The sequence below is a fragment of the Bartonella sp. AA9NXGY genome, from assembly GCF_042196845.1.
Classification (GTDB): domain Bacteria; phylum Pseudomonadota; class Alphaproteobacteria; order Rhizobiales; family Rhizobiaceae; genus Bartonella.
In genome coordinates this window covers 68,132-89,661 of the sequence record NZ_JBHIRB010000003.1, presented here as the reverse complement: position 1 = coordinate 89,661, position 21,530 = coordinate 68,132, and the positions used below count along the sequence as shown (strand labels likewise).

At 36.4% G+C, this 21,530-nt stretch carries 13 protein-coding genes and 1 tRNA gene; 5 read left to right on the top strand and 9 right to left on the bottom strand.

Annotated features, from left to right (window positions below; all coding sequences use genetic code 11):
- The first annotated feature begins 73 nt into the window (after positions 1–73).
- Positions 74–2,590 (top strand): SPOR domain-containing protein, encoded by a 2,517-nt coding sequence (locus ACFIM6_RS02585; protein WP_375611529.1) that lies wholly within the window; start codon positions 74–76, stop codon positions 2,588–2,590.
- Positions 2,591–2,767: 177 nt separating this feature from the next.
- Here ACFIM6_RS02585 and ACFIM6_RS02580 read toward each other — a convergent pair whose 3' ends face one another.
- Positions 2,768–3,043, bottom strand: coding sequence for a hypothetical protein (locus ACFIM6_RS02580; protein WP_375611528.1), 276 nt, complete (start codon positions 3,041–3,043; stop codon positions 2,768–2,770).
- Between the two features lie 310 nt (positions 3,044–3,353).
- Between ACFIM6_RS02580 and ACFIM6_RS02575 the strand changes: the two genes are divergently transcribed.
- A complete protein-coding gene (locus tag ACFIM6_RS02575) occupies positions 3,354–4,460 on the top strand; it encodes a branched-chain amino acid aminotransferase (RefSeq protein WP_375611527.1) in 1,107 nt (368 codons plus the stop codon).
- A gap of 105 nt (positions 4,461–4,565) precedes the next feature.
- Here ACFIM6_RS02575 and glpX read toward each other — a convergent pair whose 3' ends face one another.
- Together glpX and ACFIM6_RS02565 are read right to left on the bottom strand one after the other, a co-directional pair.
- Positions 4,566–5,552, bottom strand: a complete 987-nt coding sequence (gene glpX / locus ACFIM6_RS02570) for a class II fructose-bisphosphatase (protein WP_375611526.1) — start codon at positions 5,550–5,552, stop codon at positions 4,566–4,568.
- A gap of 144 nt (positions 5,553–5,696) precedes the next feature.
- Positions 5,697–7,013: a homoserine dehydrogenase gene (locus ACFIM6_RS02565; protein ID WP_375611525.1), complete on the bottom strand. Its 1,317-nt coding sequence runs from the start codon at positions 7,011–7,013 to the stop codon at positions 5,697–5,699.
- Between the two features lie 1,336 nt (positions 7,014–8,349).
- Between ACFIM6_RS02565 and ACFIM6_RS02560 the strand changes: the two genes are divergently transcribed.
- From ACFIM6_RS02560 to ACFIM6_RS02550, 3 genes are all read left to right on the top strand, one after another.
- A tRNA-Glu gene (locus ACFIM6_RS02560) sits at positions 8,350–8,424 on the top strand.
- Between the two features lie 792 nt (positions 8,425–9,216).
- Positions 9,217–10,431 (top strand): NADP-dependent isocitrate dehydrogenase, encoded by a 1,215-nt coding sequence (locus ACFIM6_RS02555; RefSeq protein WP_375611524.1) that lies wholly within the window; start codon positions 9,217–9,219, stop codon positions 10,429–10,431.
- Positions 10,432–10,549: 118 nt separating this feature from the next.
- A complete protein-coding gene (locus ACFIM6_RS02550; RefSeq protein WP_375611523.1) occupies positions 10,550–11,977 on the top strand; it encodes an MFS transporter in 1,428 nt (475 codons plus the stop codon).
- 44 nt (positions 11,978–12,021) lie between these two features.
- Here ACFIM6_RS02550 and ACFIM6_RS02545 read toward each other — a convergent pair whose 3' ends face one another.
- The 6 genes from ACFIM6_RS02545 to gyrA form a co-directional block, all read right to left on the bottom strand.
- Positions 12,022–13,221, bottom strand: a complete 1,200-nt coding sequence (locus ACFIM6_RS02545; protein ID WP_375611522.1) for an MFS transporter — start codon at positions 13,219–13,221, stop codon at positions 12,022–12,024.
- 1,282 nt (positions 13,222–14,503) lie between these two features.
- Positions 14,504–15,622 (bottom strand): tRNA guanosine(34) transglycosylase Tgt, encoded by a 1,119-nt coding sequence (gene tgt, locus ACFIM6_RS02540; RefSeq protein WP_375611521.1) that lies wholly within the window; start codon positions 15,620–15,622, stop codon positions 14,504–14,506.
- Positions 15,623–17,084: 1,462 nt separating this feature from the next.
- A complete protein-coding gene (locus ACFIM6_RS02535; protein WP_375611520.1) occupies positions 17,085–17,597 on the bottom strand; it encodes a peptidylprolyl isomerase in 513 nt (170 codons plus the stop codon).
- Positions 17,598–17,615: 18 nt separating this feature from the next.
- Complete coding sequence (locus tag ACFIM6_RS02530) at positions 17,616–18,209, bottom strand: peptidylprolyl isomerase (RefSeq protein WP_375611519.1); 594 nt, start codon at positions 18,207–18,209, stop codon at positions 17,616–17,618.
- A gap of 2 nt (positions 18,210–18,211) precedes the next feature.
- Complete coding sequence (coaD, locus tag ACFIM6_RS02525) at positions 18,212–18,718, bottom strand: pantetheine-phosphate adenylyltransferase (RefSeq protein WP_375611518.1); 507 nt, start codon at positions 18,716–18,718, stop codon at positions 18,212–18,214.
- 24 nt (positions 18,719–18,742) lie between these two features.
- On the bottom strand, positions 18,743–21,526 hold the full coding sequence (gene gyrA, locus ACFIM6_RS02520; protein ID WP_375611517.1) for a DNA gyrase subunit A: 2,784 nt from the start codon (positions 21,524–21,526) through the stop codon (positions 18,743–18,745).
- Positions 21,527–21,530 lie beyond the last annotated feature (4 nt).

The following is a 21,530-nucleotide window of genomic DNA, read 5'->3' as shown; positions in this document are numbered from 1 at the left end:
TATAATTTTAATATAACAAATCAAAATCAACCATTGATTGCACGTAAGTGCAAACCATCATGTGAGAAAAGCTATGAGCGATAACGATCGCAAAAATCTACACGAAACAAAACACGATCATGAACACCATGATCCTTTAGAAAGGCTTACGCGCATTTTTAATCCGCACAAACAAAGCGGAAACCAAAATGAGCAATCTTCTTTAAAAACAGATCGATCAACATCTCACCCCGAAATATCATCCCATGATGATGATTTTGATTTGTCCTTTCTAGAAGAGGAACTTGAAAATAATTTAGCACATGACTTACCGTTTGATGATCAAAAAAAACAATGGGACTTGTATGCAACCAGCAACGCAACAGCCTCAAATATTGCACAAGCTGCTTCTTTCAACCATTCAAAACAAAATAATTTATCTGAAGAGAAATATTCTTCACCTAGCAGTCATGATGAAGAACAAATTTTAGATGCGCTTTCTCCATTACCAATCCCAAAAAATCAATCACATCAACAGAAAAAAACAGCAACCAGTGCTGATCCTTTTCTTGAAAAAAGTAATCTTATGTCACAATCAGAATCAGAAAATTTCTTTTTTGATAAATCTGAAAGGCACGAAAATAAGAGAGAGACGCCAGAAGATGTTGAACAAACCAATCGTTTTTCACAAATAAATTCACAACAACCTGAGACTACGAATATACAAAAAACTTATGAGGACAATCAAAGCCTCTATGACACTCCTATAAACCATCCCTATAAAATTTCAGCTGATCAAGAAAATTGGATTAAAAAGGATTATCCTGATGTCTCCTCTTCTACAGAGGAAAATGAGTTTTTCTCATCTTCTAATCTTGTGTCAGAAAGACAAAACACTGCAAGAAATCAAACAACAAGTACCTTCTCCTCACCTTTAGATTCTCCACCAGTTGATAGACAATCTTATTTAAAGGGGGCTTCACAAGAAGATCATACAACCAATTATCCCCATTTTTTTGCAGAAAACCCCTCACAACAAGAAACTTATGGCGAAAAAGTTCCGATATATGATGAGGCTCGAGCCCAATACATCAATAACGCCGAAGGTGCCTCTAACCCAAATAGAGAAATTTCATATAATGAAAATAATTTAGATGAGTTTCTTTCCTCATCCCCCTCTTTAAATACAAAACAAACGGATGGCTTTTTTGCCCATAACTATACGCACAGAGATACTCCCCCTCCCAATGTTGATACTTATAAATTTTCAGAGGAAATCGTAGAAAAAACTGGTCCTATTATGGTTCCAGAAGTCCCGTACGAAGCGCCAGAATATGATGTGCCAACTAATGGTGGTTTAGAAGAAGAATTTGCTGATGTACTCAATGTAGGGAATGTCCCAACGGATAATTTTTCTCAAAAACAACAGAAAAATGAGGTTTTTAGTGAAGTTTTTCATCAGTCTATACAAAATTCAAAAGAAGGTGTTTATATAAACTCTAAAGAACAAAATTCCGACTATTTTTCTTCTGCCAATATGGAATATAATTTTCCCTCTTTTAGCGAGAATTCATCATACACAAGCTCAGATGAGGTTCCCACGCATCCATCAGCTCCTCCTCCCTTTAAAAGTTTTATTTTTGGTAAAACTTTCATTAAAGGTTTTTTTATACTTATTTTAATAGGACTTGGGTTTGCTGGTTATTCTCATTTTTTTATGCCATCACAAAAAAATGAAGAAACGGTCATTATCCACGCTGATAATACGCCTTTTAAATTCAAACCAGAAACAACTGAAACGAAAAATGATGTTGCACATAATTTAGATATCTATAAACAAACAACTGAACAAAATGAGAAACAAGAAAATACACAACAATTTCTTATTGATAACTCTGAACAACCTGAAAATTTAAAAGAATTAAACCCTGAAGAATCTTCAAACGTTTCCTCATCGTCTTTAAATGAATCTGATGTTGAAGATGCAGTCACAGAAGCCATAAACCATACTATTCCAATGCGAGAAGTACAAACTGTTATTGTCAATCAAGATGGTACAGTTACACTAGCCCCCGCGCATCAAACAAACAGCAAAACTGCTGCTCAATCTGAAGAAAGCATTGATCAAACTTCTAATGAACTTCAAGATTCGTCCCTTGTTTCATCGCATGATTCTGATATAAACGACCAAGAAAGAGATCATGATCTCAAAAATAATATTGATAAAATAATCGCAGAAAATAATTCTAGCTCAAATATTGAAGAAAAATTTATCCCTATCCCTTCTCATGCAGAAAGAAATACACAAGTTGAAACACCAGCCGCGTCTCACCCCATATCACCAAACAGAGTCGCAGCACAAAATTCAGAAAGTTATTACGTACAACTTGCATCTCAACCAACGTATGAGCTCGCTAGAAATTCTTTAAAAAATATGAAATCTAAATTTGGATTCCTTATCGGTGCCCGTTCTTTAAATATTCAATCCGCTTTTATACCAGGAAAAGGTACTTATTACCGTGTTCGGCTTCAAGCGCAAGACCGTAATGAAGCCATAATCCTTTGTGAATCCATTAAAAGTTCTGGTGGAAGCTGCTTCATCACACGCTAAACCAATAATGCAACGGTTTTAACAACCGTTGCATTATTTATTTCCATACCATTTAATTACTTATCAAAAACTTCAGAAATTAAAATCATTCCTCTCTTTTTTATGTCTTTGTGCTGACTTTATTCCTTAATCTACGTCGATTTTCGCCCTATCTAAAAGATTATATTTACGAAAAAATTACTCCGTACCCTTATAGGTATAAGGTACAGGAGGAAGCGAATTTAAATCTTTTTTGGGCGTTGTTACACTTTGGCTTGTTTCTGGGGTATTATAACGCGAACTATGTTCAGGAGATTTTGCAAAAAAAGATCCTAAAAAACCAAAAATAAACCAGATAATAACCATCGCAAGAAGAATAGCAAAAATACCCTTAGCGATTGAAACAGGTTGTTCACGACCTCTTCTTTCTGCGGCCATACGTTCTTCATATGTGTGATAATTTTTATCAATCATAGTGGATTCCTTTTCTCAATTCCCTTACCTTTAAATTTCTAGAAAATATGCATATATGCAATTATTCAGATACTTATTGTGAGAAAACGATAATTATAAACAAAAGTTCCAGTTTACTTCATAAAGTTGAGAAAAAGAAGCGAGGATAGAATTAAAATATCTACCCTACTCTAGCCTTTGAATTCTATAATAAACCCCTTTGTATTCTATAATAAAACATTGACACAAAGGTTTTGTTAATAATAGAGTTATAATCAAAATATTTCATTATTTTTATTAATAAAAATGAAACATACTCAAAAGGTTTTTTATGAAATCTCCCATATCATCGCTTCCCTTTAAAATAGAAAAACACCCATCTCCTCTGTCAGAAGAAAAATATGAAGAAATTTTAAAAAGTCCCGGTTTTGGTCAATTTTTTACAGACCACATGTGTACTATTCAATGGACTGAAGACAAAGGCTGGCACAATGCCGTCATTTCTCAATACAAAGCTTTAGAAATTAACCCTGCAAGTACCGTTTTACATTACGGACAGGAAATTTTTGAGGGTTTAAAAGCATATCGTGCAAAAGATGGACGCATCTTGCTCTTCCGTCCTGATGCCAATGCACAACGCTTTATAGAATCAGCACAACGTTTAGCTATGCCAGAATTGCCAAAAGATATTTTTCTGGATGCCGTTCATCAATTAGTAAAGATTGATCAAAAATGGGTTTCTGATCAGCCCAACGCTAGCCTCTATATCCGTCCATTTATGTTTGGCAATGAAAACTTTTTGGGAGTCCGCCCTTCTCAAGAATATTTTTTTTGTGTCATAGCCTCTCCAGTTGAATCCTATTTCAAAGGAGAAGAAAAATCTGTCAGCGTCTGGATTGAAACAGATTATAGTCGTGCCGGTCCAAGAGGAACAGGGGCTGCCAAATGTGGTGGAAACTATGCAGCAAGCTTACTGGCACAAAAAACTGCAACTGAAAATAATTGTAGCCAAGTACTCTTCCTTGATATGATTGAACATAAATGGATTGAAGAACTTGGTGGTATGAATGTCTGCTTTATTATGGACAATAATACACTTGTAACCCCCCCACTTAATGGAACTATCCTTCCAGGGATAACCCGTGATTCAATCTTAAGGTTAGCTCAACAAATGGGATTAAAAATAGAAGAGCGTCCTTATTCTTTTACAGCGCTTCAAGAAGATGCAAAGAGTGGACACCTTAAAGAAGCCTTTGCTTGTGGTACAGCTGCCGTTGTCACATCAATTGGTCGTTTTAGATATAAAGGGGGAGAATTTATTATTGGAAATGAAACAGTTGGAGAAGTTACAAAGCAGCTTCGTACACAATTGGTTGGCATTCAAAAAGGGAACATAGAAGATAAAAATGGCTGGGTACATTCTGTCCAGATCTCATAATATTTAAGGTATTCTCATATCTATAAACGCTTCCATGAAAGTAGATTCATGGAAGCGTTTTTCCTAGAAAAACTCCCTCTATTTTTAGTGACAAAAAAGAAAGCATTAATCAAATTTCGAATGATTTCTATGCTTTGCTTTAATATTACGGACTGTACCCGTATGGGAGCGCATTACGAGAGTTTCCGTTTGAATGTAACGAGATGTAAATTTAACACCAGAAAGCATATTGCCATCTGTCACCCCTGTTGCTGAAAACAAAACATCACCCTTTGCCATTTCTTCCATTGTATAAACCTTATCGGGATCACTAATCCCCATTTTAGCTGCACGAGCAATTTTCTCTTCTGTATCAAGCAGCAAACGACCTTGCATCTGTCCTCCAATGCAGCGCAAAGCAGCAGAAGCTAAGACACCTTCAGGTGCTCCACCAATCCCCATATAGATATCAATACCTGTTTCTTCTGGATCAGTTGTATCAATAACAGCAGCCACATCTCCATCCCCAATCAAGCGAATCGACGCCCCTGTCGCTCGTACTTCATTAACCAATTTTTCATGACGAGGTCTATCCATAATACAAACAGTAATCTGATTAACGGCTACTCCTTTAGCCTTCGCAAGAGCATGTATATTATCGGTAGGACAAGCATCTATATCGACTACTCCCTTTGGATAACCAGGACCAATAGCAATTTTGTTCATATAAACATCAGGAGCATAAAGGAGATTACCCTTTTCAGCAATTGCAACTACTGCCAAAGAATTGGCAATATTTTTAGCACAAAGTGTTGTTCCCTCTAGTGGATCAAGTGCAATATCGATCGCCAATCCACTTTGAAGACCTACTTTTTCTCCAATATAAAGCATAGGCGCTTCATCCCGCTCACCTTCACCAATCACCACTGTACCATCAATAGGCAATCGATTAAGTTCCTGCCGCATTGCATCTACAGCAGCTTGATCCGCTGCCTTTTCATCGCCACGTCCGCGCCAGCGTGCAGCAGCAACAGCAGCACGTTCAGTAACACGTACCAATTCAAGCGTCAAAATACGATCAAGTCCATTTAAAATCTTCTGAGTTGTGGGCATATGAAAAAATCCTACCGAATGAATACCAGAAAAAATATGAGTCCTTATTAAATACTAAGAATAAAGTTTTTTGGCAAAGATGAAAATTTTCCACAAGAGATAAAAGAACTCAAGCGTTCCTTTTTGTCATTATCAAGAAAGTTATCAATTCTCTGTCATAGGTTCAATACGAATAAATTGAGATTTTGCAACAAGATGTCCATCTTTTTCAATTTCTGCAAGTGCCTGTCGTACATTCAGCTCTGTTGTTTCATGCGTAATTAAAATAATTGTTTTTTCAATTTGATCTTCTACAAAAGATCTTTGAACAATCGACTCCAATGAGATGTGATTATCAGCCATATGCCTTGCGACAGCGGCAAAAACACCAGTACGATCATGAACATTTAAACGAATAAAATAACCACCTGCATGATGCGAAATACGTGCTTTTTTATGAGGAGCAAGTTCTAATGCTGGACGTCTTAAAACAGGTGCATACTGAAAACCAGAACGCGCTTTTGCTATATCAGCCAAATCACCAATAACGGCTGATGCTGTTGCCTTTCCTCCGGCGCCAGGACCAGAAAACAGTAATTCACCTAATAAATCACTTTGAATAGAAAGAGCATTGGTTACACCATTTATCTGTGCAATCATTGAGGATGTTGGTACCATTGTTGGATGAACGCGTTGCTCTATTCCAGAATCCGTTTTTAATGCAACCCCTAAAAGCTTAATCCGATACCCCAATTCATCAGCTGCTCGAATATCAATTTGCGAAATATTATGAATTCCTTCAACATAAACATCATCTAACGAAACAGCAGTTCCAAATGCCAAGCTTGTCAACAAAGCTAATTTATGAGCAGTATCATTTCCCTCAATATCAAAACTTGGATCTGCTTCAGCATACCCAAGTCTCTGTGCATCTGCTAAACAATCTTTAAATGAAAGACCTTCCGTAAACATACGTGTTAATATATAATTACAGGTTCCATTGAGAATACCATAAATTCGCGATATGCGATTACTAACAAGTGATTCTCTCATCGCTTTGATAACAGGAATCCCCCCTGCAACAGCTGCTTCAAAATGAAGAAAAACACCTTTTTTTTCTGCAATTATAGCCAGCTCTACTCCATGTCGAGCAAGAAGAGCTTTATTGGCTGTTACAACATGATGTCCCGCCTCAAGCGCTCTCTTAACAGCGGTATACACCACATCCAATTCACCACCAATTAACTCTACAAAAACATCAATCTCATCAGAAGCAGCCAACTCCACAGGTGAATCAAACCATTTTATACCACTAAGATCAATTCCACGATTGCGACCTTTATCACGCGCACTAACAGCAACAACTTTGATGAATCGCCCACATTGACAAGCTAAACTATTCGCTTTTTCAAATAGAGTTCGAACAACTGAAGTACCAACTGTACCAAGTCCCGCAACGCCAACTTTTAAAGCTTCTGCCATATTCTAACCACTGATCCCTATCTTCATTGAAGAATCGTTTAAATGATGTGCCAATCAACACAAAGAATATCTATATCCATAAGAACAAAAGAAATATCCCGCTCTATTCACTTTATTTTCTCCAATAGAATTATCCCCGCTTATTCAATCAACATTCCTAAAAATATAATATTTATTGTCTTCAAAGATTTCAGAATCTTATAAAATATTTAATTCAGAATGAAAATCTGTAAAACTGATAAATGCAAGTTGCCATAAAGAAAAGTTCTAAAAAATAATCAATAACAAGTTAAAGAATATTGAAGACTTAGTAAGAAAGAATAAAAATATCTCTTCTAAATCGACAAATATGGAACAAAAAACATTCTTTCATATGATAAATTAAGAGAATGGATAAAATAAAGTAGTTCAGTCAATAATAACACATTCCTTCCTACCATTCCATAGCTTAAACTATAAATCTTTAATGCAAAAATCTTAACGCATTCATATATCAAAATAGAACCTTACATTAAAGTAAAACACAAGACTTAATATGCACACACCATAATTCTAAAATATTATAAATATGGAAAATAAATTTGCAAAATTCGAATATTTTATCTCAACTTATTGCCACCTCTTTAAAAAACTAGCGAATTGAAATGACAAAAATCTCAATCTGCCCTTTACCCAAACTAATTCATTTCCAAATAAATAACCTTCCCAATATGTGAGGGAACAAATGAAGGGGTTTTAATTTTAAATTTCTTACAAACCTGTAAAAGTAAAGATAAGAAAAGTATTTTTAATATATTCTGTAAAATTTGCTTAATATTCTTATTATAAAGAATCTTTTTATATTTTGTTAAACTGAAAGGAATTTGTGGCTTGCTCCTCAAAAAAACTTTTGTATAATTGGTATTATTTGTTAATTTTGTAATAAATATTATCTTTCTACTTCATAAATTATACAGTTTTTGCTTTATGATAAGCTCAAATGAGAAGTCTTTCTGTATAAAGGCTCTTTCAAGCAAGTTAAATAATATTCTCATGTGGTGAGCAAAGATAACAAGCGATAAAATATGCAAAAAATAAATACATAAAAAATGCTGTTTTTGATCATTTTTGCCTACTCCTCAAACTGAAAATATCATTCCCTGAGATGATACCCACATCAAAATTTTCTATCAATCATGATAACTTTATATTTTTTCTACAAAAAATCTTAGAAAATAAAATGATCTAAACAGGAAGCGCTCAAAAATTATTCAATAAAACACACTTTTTTCAAAAAAAATGACACAGAGGGCTTGCGAAGTAAAAAGATCCTCTCTATAAGCCTCATCATTGGTTTGCGCCCATCGTCTAGCGGTTAGGACATCGCCCTTTCACGGCGGAAACAGGGGTTCGATTCCCCTTGGGCGTACCATGTTTCTTTTTTCTATGTGTAATATATTCATTTTATTTGTGTTTTTAAAAATGAGGGATGCATAAATAAAAATGAGGGAATAAGATTTTAAAAGGAATCTCTTCGTAAAAAGGATACAAGAATCATTAGGTGATTAATTTCTTTGTTGCATTTCGAGGATAGTGCTTTACTGCGCATAGTTAATAACAATAAGAATCGATAAAACATAAGAATTAGAAGATTCTAGCTCGCGATACGGTAATTTTATAAGTCATATTCTTGCGTATGCTGTTAATTTTTAAATTAAAACCAGCCGGCATCATTTATACGTTTTTTTCAACCTTCAAAATTGAAGTTTATCTCAAACGCATTTTATATGAAGCATTTCTAATTACAGTGCCTTTGTTATCACATTAAACTTTTTATAAACAAACAGACCGTAAGCTTAGAATTGAAATAGCAATATAAAAATAGTTTCTTATTCACCTAACACAACAAATCAAGAAACTATAATTCAGAATACGATCAACTTATTAAATGGAATCTCTGATAATAAAAACGCATAATCCCCGTCCCTCGGTGATCTAACTACCTTATCTATTAAACAGATTCTTCATCAATCATAGAATAATTATAGATTTGCAAACACATCACTTCTTTTCAAAAATTAAACCCTCCAACAAAATTTTACACTCTATTGATAATATATTCTAAAAGCTCATATTTGAATGCTTTTTTCCCTTGTTTTTACTTTTCATTATAAACTTGAAAGTGTTATACAAGTAGTATCGCTTAAAAGAAAAAGGATTTCTAATGGTAAAGATCAAAGTAGAAAACCCCGTTGTTGAACTTGATGGGGATGAGATGACCCGCATCATCTGGAAATATATCAAAGATAAATTAATCCATCCCTACCTCGACATTGATCTAAAATATTATGATCTTTCCGTCGTAAATCGTGATGCAACCAATGATCAGGTAACTATCGATTCTGCCAATGCTATCAAAAAATATGGGGTTGGTATAAAATGCGCAACCATCACACCTGATGAGGCACGCGTTAAAGAATTTAACCTAAAAAAAATGTGGAAATCACCTAATGGCACAATCCGCAATATTTTAGGAGGAGTCATTTTTCGCGAACCCATTATCTGTAAAAATGTCCCTCGCCTTGTTCCTAACTGGACAAAGCCAATTATTATCGGACGTCACGCTTTTGGTGATCAATACAAAGCAACAGATTTTAAATTTCCAGGAAAAGGGAAATTAAGTATTAAATTTGTCGGTGATGATAATCAAGTTATTGAACATGATGTTTTTGATGCTCCAAGCGCAGGGGTTGCCATGGCTATGTATAACCTTGATGAGTCAATTCGTGATTTTGCCCGCGCATCCTTTAATTATGGACTACAACGGAATGTTCCAGTGTATCTTTCAACAAAAAATACCATTCTAAAAACTTACGATGGTCGTTTTAAAGATATCTTTCAAGAAATATTCGATACGGAATTTAAAACTGAATTTGAAAACCGTAAATTATATTACGAACACCGTCTTATTGATGATATGGTTGCTTCTGCATTAAAGTGGTCAGGTGGATACGTATGGGCATGTAAAAACTATGATGGTGATGTCCAATCTGATATTGTTGCCCAAGGCTTTGGTTCTCTGGGTCTCATGACTTCTGTTCTCATGACACCTGACGGCAAAATTGTTGAAGCAGAGGCAGCACACGGCACCGTAACACGCCATTATCGTCAGCATCAAAAGAATGAAGAAACATCAACGAACTCTATTGCATCTATTTTTGCATGGACGCGTGGACTAGCGCACCGTGCTAAACTAGATAACAATGAGAAGTTAAAAAACTTTTCCACGACATTGGAAGAAGTTTGTATTAAAACCGTCGAAGAAGGTTTTATGACCAAAGATCTCGCACTTTTGATTGGGCCTAAACAAAAGTGGCTTTCTACAACAGGTTTCCTTGATAAAATTGATGAGAATCTCAAAAAAGCAATGGGCAGTTGAGTTATTACTTAAATTAAAATTCAAAGCTCTAAACAGAGCTTTGAATTTCTCTTGGCAAATTCAAAGAAGTACCTTATAAGTAAAAAGAGGATAGATTTTTATTAAATAGCAAAAAACAGTGAAAAAACAGGGCTGGTCTGCGCTTTTATTGGGTAAAAATGGTCTTTGCTTTTTAACGTTTACAGGTGGAGTTGTGTTACACGCCACCAACGTTTATATTGTTATTACTATTTTACCCTCTCTTATGAATCATATTGGCAGTGAAATATATTATTCTTGGGTGGCTACTGTCTTTATTACAGCTTCACTTGTGGGTACTTCACTTGCAACAAAAATATTAGGGAAATTAGGTCCTCGCAATGCGTATGTTATTTCTGGACTTATCTTCACCCTAGGCACTTTTATGTGCAGTATTTCTTCATCTATGCCATTGTTTTTAATAGGACGCTTTATCCAAGGATTTGGAAGTGGTTCTTTGTTATCCCTATCCTATTCCATGGTACGGATTGTTTTCAGCCCATCTTTATGGTCACATGCATTAAGTATTATCTCTGGAATGTGGGGAATATCAACCTTGTTAGGACCAGCAATCGGGGGGCTTTCTGTATATTATGGGCTATGGCGAGCATCCTTTTTGATCATTGGCGTATTAGCTATATTTTTCTCACTCATCGCCTTTAAATTTTTACCAAAAAAGAATGAAAACGATGTTCCAACACCCCCTCTTCCTCTTCTCCAGCTTTTCACACTCACCTTATTGATTTTTATTATTTCTGTTGGAGGGGCTATGGAGTCTACAATAGCAAAAATTTGCGGATTAGTTATCGGACTTAGTCTTCTCTTTGTTCTAGCAAAAATCGAATCATCTACCCCTCATCCTATGTTGCCCCGCAAATCCTTTTCTTTCTCTTCTGAAATCTTTTCTGTTTACGCATTGATACTCGTTATGACAACAGTCGTATACAGTATAGAACTTTATTTTCCACTTTTTCTTCAAGAGCTTCATGGGCAAGCTCCACTTATTGCTGGTTATATAGCAGCACTTATGAGCCTAGGGTGGACATGTGGAGCCATCTCAAGTGCTGGTGTCTCCACAAAAAAAATTCGCAACATCATTGTATACTCGCCCCTATTAAAACTGTTAGGCATAGTGATTCTTTTATGGCTCATCCCAACAGAAGTTTCCGCGCTTGAATATATTTTTATTATTTGCTTAGCACTGTTTTCTATTGGAATCAGTGCGGGCATAGCATGGCCACATTTGCTCACAAGGATCTTACAATGTGCAAATGATGAAGATGCTCTCCGTGCCAGTGAATCCCTTACCTCTGTACAACTATTTTCAGCGGCCTTAAGTGCAACTCTAGCAGGAGTCATCACCAATCTTGCTGGCCTCTTTAATCCTGGAGGAACAATAGGAATGATCTTAGCAGCAAAAACTCTTCTTATAGTGCTCATGGGTCTTTTATTTTGTCTTGCTATTCCATTAGCACTGCGCATTTCTTACTGCATATTGAAAAATCCAACAGGACATTCCAATAACTAAAAATAAATAGAAAAATTCCTTCTTCATTTAAAAAATGAAAAATATTAAGCATGCTTCTCCATATACCATGAGACGCAAAAAACCATTAATCCACACAAAGTTAGAACACTTCCTAAAACAGCTGTATATTCATAACTATAGCCCAATTTTAAAACTAATGCTCCAGATTCTGCACCAAGAGCGTTGGCAATATTAAAAGCAGACTGCATTAATGCTCCTGCCAAAATCTGTCCCTGTAGTGCAACATCCATAATTTTTGTTTGTATAGAAGGCATAGCAGCAAAAGAAGTTCCAACAAAAAAGCATCCTATTGCCGCTGTTAACGGAGCATAGGATAAAAAGAAAAAAAGAAAAAAAACAAATACGCTCCAAAGCATAGAGAAAAATATCATCGGTGAAATGCCAATTTTAACAGCTAATTTAGGCCCCAAGAGATTTCCTATCACCATTCCCAATCCAACTAACGGCATAATAAATGGTACCCACTCAAGTGAAACACCAGAAATATGCATTAATGTTGGCTTGATATAAGTGAAAACAGAAAATAATCCTGACGCTCCCACCGACACCATCAACAAAAGAAGCCACACCTGCTTTTGCTTTAATACACCCATTTCTTGCAAAGGATTCGTTTTTGGAAAACTTGAATCACAAGGAAAAAAATTCCAAATAAGCAAGCTACACAATAAAGCAATCATACCCACAAGGACAAAAGCAATCTGCCAACCAATAAGTTGACCAATCCAAGTAGCACTGGGTGCTCCCAAAACGGTTGCAATTGTTAAGCCAAGCATAACATATCCAACAGCTTTAGAACGTTCTTTCATTTCTACCATTGAAGAGGCAACCATAGCCGCAAGTCCAAAATAGATTCCATGAGGAAGTCCACTGAGAAAGCGTAATACTACTAATATGCTAAAATCAGAAACAAAGGCACTAGCAATATTTGCTAAGGCATAAAAAAGCATCAAGCCTATCAAAACAGTTTTGCGTGATACCTGAGCTGTTGCCACAGCTAAAAGAGGTGCTCCAATCACAACTCCTAATGCATAAGCAGAAATATATTGACCAGCGGTAGGAATATCAACATAGGAACTTCGTGCCATCTCTGGCAGTAGCCCCATTGCAACAAACTCTGCAGTACCAATAGCAAAACTGCCCACGGCAAGAGCTAAAATTATTAAACGTCGTATTCTCGAATCAATTCCCAATACAAGAACCTTTTGTTGATAAGAATCTCTCATATCATCACTTCTGAATAGGAGTTTTAACTGTAAATATCTGTAATACACACAAACAAAAATTCAAAACATTGTTATACGCATGCCCAATAGTCCCCAATAAAGTTTTAGAAATATTTTGATATATAAAGCATTTTATGGAGTTTTAAGTAAGATTCTTTAATGGAAAATCTTTGAAAACCTCAAGATCATAGACGTATTCACCTATTTCTATCAGATCTACCAGATAATAAACTTTGTCTCCTCTTTTTAGCCGTTGAAATTTACAGTGAAAACTTTATTTTAAAACGATATACTACATCCTATAAATAATTCTAAAATTTGCCGAAGAATGCATTTCAAACAAGTGAATAATATCTCATCATTATCTTGATACAAAGATAAAACTTCTCCCCCCAAATTATTGTTGCTTTATTTTGCTACCTGAATACAGATCCCCCAAATCGATAAGCTATAATTTCAACTTTAGGCCATTCTTATAAATTATTATAGAGTCTTTTAAAAATTCTCATGATAATAGTGCTTGGTTTCTAGATTTATTAAATACCCTCTTTTAGACATCTTTACCCCTCCCTCATCTAACAGAGGAATCGCATCAGATATCTAACTCACTATCTGTAAATTAAAATATTCACGTAAATATATTATGATTATTTTCAGATAAATTCTATAAACAAAGCAAAAAACAAATATAATAAATTTTGTATAAGTATGTTTATTGATGTTTTATAAACATGACAATTACCGTGATTAATATTTAATTTATTATGACATAATATCTATATTTTTATTATATAAATAATATTACATAAATCTATTTTAAAGAATATTTATATATAAAAACTTAAAAAATAAAATTATAACATTTTAAATGTTGTAATTTTATTTTAGTTTTATTTTAATTTTCTAAAAATTTATCTGTTCGATTGTATATAATCCATTCTTTACCTTTAGTAATAAAAAACACAAAGTAGCTCATAAAAGTACAATTTTCATACTTCTTTAAGAGTTCGCTAACGCCTCATTAACATTGTTGCTGTAAACAGTCATCAGAAACAGAAAAACTGTTTTTCTCCGGATCAGGTAGCGCGTACCGGAGTAACAGTTTCTGTTTTATATAGTAATTAGAAAAGAATATGTACCCTATAAAACCGCACTGTTATATCTTAAGATAGTGGAATTTTATAATTTTGGAAGATGTTTCTAATTTCATATTTTTAGCTAAATTTGTAAGTGCGAGAATAAATTCAATAAAAAAATGAGGTGCTATATTACGATTAATATTTTAGCGTCCTTGTGCCCATAGAGCACGCGTTTCAGCGCAAAAATCAGCATAACAGCCTTCCTCAATGGCATCACGAATTCCCTGCATAAGTTGTTGATAATAAAAAAGATTATTCCACGTCAACAACATCCCCCCAAGAGATTCACCAGATTTAATCAAATGATGCAAATAAGCACAACTATAATTATGTGCTGCTGGACAAAGTGACTGTGGATCAAGAGGAAGTGGATCTTCTGCATAACGCGCATTACGCAAATTAATTCTACCAAAGCGGGTAAAAGCTAAACCATGACGTCCTGCACGCGTCGGCATAACACAATCAAACATATCAACACCACGAGCAACACTTTGTAAAATATCATCAGGTGTCCCTACTCCCATAAGATAGCGTGGTTTATCCTCTGGTAAAATCGGACAAGTAGTATCCAATACTGCTGTCATAACACTCTGCGGCTCACCAACAGCAAGCCCTCCAATAGCGTAACCTTTTAAATCTATTTCTTTTAATGCTTGAGCAGAACGTTCACGCAGTTTCATATTATCACCCCCTTGAACAATCCCAAACAATGCTTTATCTGGCTGATCTCCAAAAGCTGTTTTACAACGCAGCGCCCACCGCAATGAAAGTTCCATAGCTTCTTCCATTTCTTTTTCAGTTGCGGGTAATGCAATACATTGATCCAACTGCATCTGGATATCCGCACCAAGAAGTTCTTGAATTTCGATAGAACGCTCTGGACTCATTTCATAGTAAGCTCCATTAATGTAAGAACGAAAAATCACACCTTGTTCAGTAATTTTACGGATTCCCGCCAATGACATAACCTGAAAGCCACCAGAATCGGTTAAAATAGGTCCGCTCCAGCGTGAAAATTCATGTAATCCTCCCAAACGCGCAACACGTTCAGCTCCTGGACGTAACATTAAATGATAAGTATTCCCCAAAATGATATCTGCACCAAGATCACGAATTTGATCCATATACATAGCCTTAATGGTTCCTGCCGTCCCAACAGGCATAAATGCGGGTGTACGAACACATCCTCGCCCCGTTATAATTTCGCCTCGACGTGCATACCCATCTTGAGCAATTTTTCTATAATGAAATGTCTTTATCATAACTCTCGTCTTTTTGATTCCATCAATGCATATCTCTATAGAAAGAAAAAAGATATCCCCTTACGAGCATTGTCAAAAGCTTTATGAATTAATTTTTGATTCGCTCAATATTGTAACCAGCATCAAAAATTAAACGAGATAAAAGAACATTTCTTGTTAAGAAATCACCATAATAAAAGTGATAATCTAACTCTAGAAAAATAGTAAAATCCTTATAATATCATACCACAAAATACCTACGCTTAACGCACTAAAGCCTTAACAGAACTGCAAAATTATTATCACAATAATTTCATCTTCACATACTTCCATAAGCAGTAACTTTGTACCCATAGAAGAAAATTTTGAACGCATTGTACAGCTTACATATTCTTTAACTTTTACAGATAAAAATTTTTCATCTACTGGGCACAGCGATCTTCACGCTTAATAAAAGCGCAAATGAGCATAATCACTTATCCACTCACAATATTGAGATAGCTCTTGGCATTAGAGATAATTCACAAAAGAAATTAACGTGTAAATAAAATACTTTAAAAAACTAAAAATGCTTTTTGTAAAGATTCTCAAATACCAAAAGCTCTATCGTACCATTAGAGGCTGAAAAAGCGTATGATGGTACCCGCTTGCTCCGTCATAAGCTTTAAAGAAGGTGGTGCATAATAGATTTTATACTATTTATAGCTTTAAAACTATACATGCCATGAATATCATCGTGGAAGTGAACGTTGATATGTACTGAGAAATGCTTCTTAAAAAACACGTAAATACGCAACACAAGTGTATTCCGTTTGGAGCATTCCTCTATTAAAAAACGAGAAAAATAAAAGCGTAAGTCCATGCATAATCTTCATTATTTAAAAGATATTGCATTAGATACTTTTAAAAAAGTAAAGTTGAGTTAAAAAGGAGATGGCAAGACTAGCCATTTATTTCACTTCTGCGCCTTTATTATATTCTTCTAAGATTAAACTGTCTTCTTATTTTAAAGATTACGCCAATATATATATAAATGCTGGTTTTCCACCTTGCTAAGAAAACTGGATGAGCGAGTAAAGCTCTTATCCGTCTTAATATGTGTTTCAAATATGCTTCTGCATTAGGATTGGATGTTGATTTACGAGCAGAAACAAAAGCACACGCTCTCTTAAGAAAGTAACATCATAAAACCATTAAGACCGACAATGGATTGAAGAAAAATGCCGAATTTTTTATAAAACACTTTGCCAAACAACAACCATAATACAACAGACTTTGCGTTTTCTTATTCTGACAGATGTTTGTACAAATCCTTTGCATTATATTCTTCAGGAAGATCCGATTGAAGAAAATATATGGACAATGCTTAGCTCGAAATTATAAAAGGTAAGCCTGATACTACAAAAGAGTTTCGTGTGCCTTTATTGATCAGAAAAGAGTATTTTTTCTTAGAAACTTACAATTGAAATCAGTATAGTTTATACTATTCTACATCTGCAGCAATAATGGCTTTGGTAATTGAATCTGGATCTGCAACAGGTTCACCACGTTTAATTTTATCAACATTTTCCATACCTTCAACAACCTGCCCCCATATGGAATATTGACGATCAAGCCACGGAGCATCTGCAAAACAAATAAAAAACTGAGAGTTAGCAGAATTTGGATTCTGACTCCGTGCCATAGAAACTGTACCACGCTTATGAGAAAGATTTGAAAACTCTGCTGTTAAATTTGGTTTTTCTGCCCCCCCCATACCAGCACGTGATAAATTGAATTTTTCACTATCCTTCTTTCCAAATTGCACATCCCCTGTTTGCGCCATAAAACCATCAATAACGCGATGGAAAATAACATTATCATAAGCACCTTCCCGTACCAGTTCTTTAATACGTGCAACATGACAAGGTGCCAAATCAGCAAAAAGCTCAATAACAACTCTGCCCTTTGTTGTTTCAAGAATTAAAGTATTCTCTGGATTTTTATTCTCAGCCATATGGAAAGCTCCCTTGATTCATTTCTCAACTTGTAAAGTAGCAGCATTAATAACATCAGGATTTTTTACAGATCCATTATTACTTGTCGTACCTTTTTTTATTTTATCAACAACATCCATCCCCTTTATAACCTCTCCAACAACCGTATACTGACCGTTTAAAAAAGCAGCATCCTCAAAACAAATGAAGAATTGAGAATTCGCGGAATCCGGATCTTGTGATCGTGCCATCCCAACTGTACCACGCTTAAACGGCTGTTTTGAAAACTCTGCCGGTATATTGGGATAATTTGAGCCACCCATACCAACGCGTTTCAGATCAAAATCTCTACTGCCTTTTTTTCCAAATTCTACATCACCAGTTTGTGCCATGAAATTAGGAATAACGCGATGAAACACAACATTATTATAGGCCCCCTCCTCTGTTAATCTTTTGATTTGCGCAACATGCTTTGGCGCCAAATCAGGACGCAGACGAATAATGACATCACCATCTTTGAGAGATAAAACAAGAAGGTTTGCATCGCTTGCTGGTCTAGGATTACCAGCGACAGCGGACAATGAAAAAAAACAAAACACACATATCAAAACAGCAAAAATTCTACGAGACACACTTATTCTCCCCTAAAAGATTGGTATTTCGAGCTTAAAGCTTGTGCAACATTGGGCGGTACAAATGGTGTCACATCACCTCCCATAGAGGCAATTTGGCGTACCAATGTAGAAGTTATCGCGCGCCCAGAAACACTTGCCGGCAAAAAAACAGTTTGCAATTCAGGAGCCATAACACCATTCATTCCTGCCATTTGCATTTCATAATCAAGATCAGTACCATCACGCAATCCACGAATGAGAAATGAAGCACCAACTTCACGCGCCTTCTCAATGAGAAGGTTGCTAAATGAAAGAACCTGCAATCGATTAGAATCTGCACCAAATAAGTCTTTCCCTACCTGCGTAATGAAATCAACACGCTCTTCGAAGCTAAAGAGTGTTTTTTTGTCAGCCTGTATCCCTATAGCGACGACCACCTTATCAGCTAACACAAAACACCCTTTCAAAACATCAAGATGACCATTTGTAAGAGGATCAAAAGAACCCGCGTAAAGAGCAATTTTCATGACTTTACTCCTTCCTCTTAAAAATTATTTTTCTTCGCTCATATCAACTGTATCAGAATGCTTCTCACCTTCATCATCTAATGAACCCGTATCATCTTCAGGTTCAGAAATACGTTCAACCGATACGACTCTTTCACCTTTGGCTGTATTAAAAATTGTGACTCCCTTAGTTGAGCGCCCAGCAGTACGAATTCCCTCAACAGGGACACGAATAAGCTGCCCCCCATCTGATACCAACATAATTTGATCTTGCGCCTTCACCGGAAAAGCCGCTACTAATTTACCAATTTCAGCTGTTTTAGATGGATCTGTTGCGCGAATCCCCTTTCCGCCACGTCCCGAAATCCGGAACTCATAGGAAGAAGAACGTTTACCATAACCAAACTCACTCACTGTCAAAAGCATTTGTTCACGTGCATGAAGTTCTGCATAACGTTCATCTGTTAACTCTGTTTCAGCACCCCCATCTTCTTCATCAAAAGTTATAACATCTTCAACATCAGCATCTGCACCAGAAGCACGCCGTTCATTCATTACACGTTTAATATAAGCAGAACGCTCAATGGACGTCGCCTCGACATGCTCTAAAATTGTCATCGAAATGACTTTATCGCCTTTAGCTAAATTGATACCACGAACTCCCACAGAATTACGCCCAGCAAAGACCCGAACATCAACAACTGGAAAACGGATACATTGTCCATTGGCTGTTGTTAGAACAACATCATCATGTTCTGTACAGGTTTCAACAGAAAGAATTTCATCTTCTTCATCAAGTTTCATCGCAATTTTACCATTACGATTAACCTGAACGAAATCTGATAATTTATTACGACGCACAGTTCCACGTGTTGTCGCAAACATAATATCTAATGCACTCCAGCTCGCTTCATCTTCAGGCAAAGGCATAATCGTTGTAATACGCTCACCTTGTTGTAAAGGAAGCATATTGATCAAAGCCCGCCCACGCGATTGGGGTGTCCCCAGCGGCAGCCGCCAAACTTTTTCCTTATAAACAATCCCACGTGATGAAAAGAAAAGAACCGGAGTATGCGTATTGGCAACAAACAACCGCGTTACAAAATCCTCATCCTTCGTGGACATACCAGAACGCCCCTTACCACCACGTCGCTGTGCACGATAGGTATTAAGAGGCACACGCTTAATATAGCCACTATGGCTTACCGTTACCACCATATCCTCTGGTGCGATCAGATCTTCACTCTCCATCTCAGCGCTACCAAAACCAAATACGGTACGTCGCGGCGTTGCAAATTCCTCACGAAGAGCACTCAACTCATCCTTAACAATAGACATAATGCGTACGCGTGATGCCAAGATCTCAAGATAGTCAGCGATATCCACGCCAATTTTATTCAATTCATCAGCGATTTCATCACGCCCAAGGGCTGTCAATCGTTGCAAACGCAATTCTAAAATAGCACGCGCCTGTTCTTCAGAGAGGTTATAAGTACCATCCTCATGAATAATATGACGAGGATCATCAATAAGTTTAATCAAAGGCGCGACATCCATCGCTGGCCAGCGTCGCTCCATTAACTGTGCACGTGCTGTCTGCGGATCAGGAGCTTTGCGAATAAGCGCTATAATTTCATCAATATTGGCAACAGCAAGGGCAAGGCCAACCAAAACATGTGCTCGCTCACGCGCTTTACGCAAAAGATATTTTGTTCGCCGACTGACAACTTCTTCCCGAAAAGAAACAAATGCACGAAGCATATCAAGCAACGTCATCTGTTCGGGTTTTCCCCCATTCAAAGCAACCATATTACAACCAAAGGAAGTTTGTAGCGGCGTATACCGATATAATTGGTTTAAAACAACTTCCGCAACAACATCTTTCTTCAGCTCAATAACAACCCGATATCCATCACGATCAGATTCGTCACGCAAATCAGAGATTCCCTCAATGCGTTTATCGCGCACCAATTCAGCCATTTTCTCAATCATTGTTGCCTTATTAACTTGATAAGGGATCTCACTCACAATAATTGCTTGTCGACCACTGCGAATTTCTTCGATCTCAACTTTAGCACGCATAATGATTGAGCCACGCCCTGTTTCATAAGCTGCACGAACACCAGAGTGGCCAAGGATAATACCCCCTGTAGGAAAATCCGGACCAGGAATAATTTCAATTATTTTATCGAGTGTGATATCGGGATTATCAATCAAAGCGATACAACCATCAACGACTTCACCAAGATTATGGGGAGGAATATTGGTTGCCATTCCCACAGCAATCCCCCCTGATCCATTAACCAAAAGATTGGGAAAACGCGCTGGTAAGACAACCGGTTCACGCTCACGCCCATCGTAATTATCCTGAAAATCAACAGTATCTTTATCAATATCAGCTAAAAGTTCTTCTGAAACTTTTTCTAAACGACACTCAGTATAGCGCATAGCCGCGGGTGGATCACCATCAACGGAACCAAAATTTCCCTGACCATCAATTAATGGATTTCTTAAAGAAAAGTCCTGCGCCATACGCACTAATGCATCGTAAATTGAAGCATCACCATGGGGATGAAATTTCCCCATAACCTCACCAACAACACCAGCAGATTTACGATACGACTTATTGAAAGAAAGCCCCATCTCATTCATAGCATGAAGGATACGTCGATGAACAGGCTTAAGACCATCACGGACATCAGGGAGTGCACGTGAAACAATCACGCTCATCGCATAATCGAGATAGGAGCGTTGCATTTCATCAATAATACTGATTGGTTCAATACCGGTTAGCACATCACGTTCTGGGTGTGGAGTAAGATCGGTCACAATT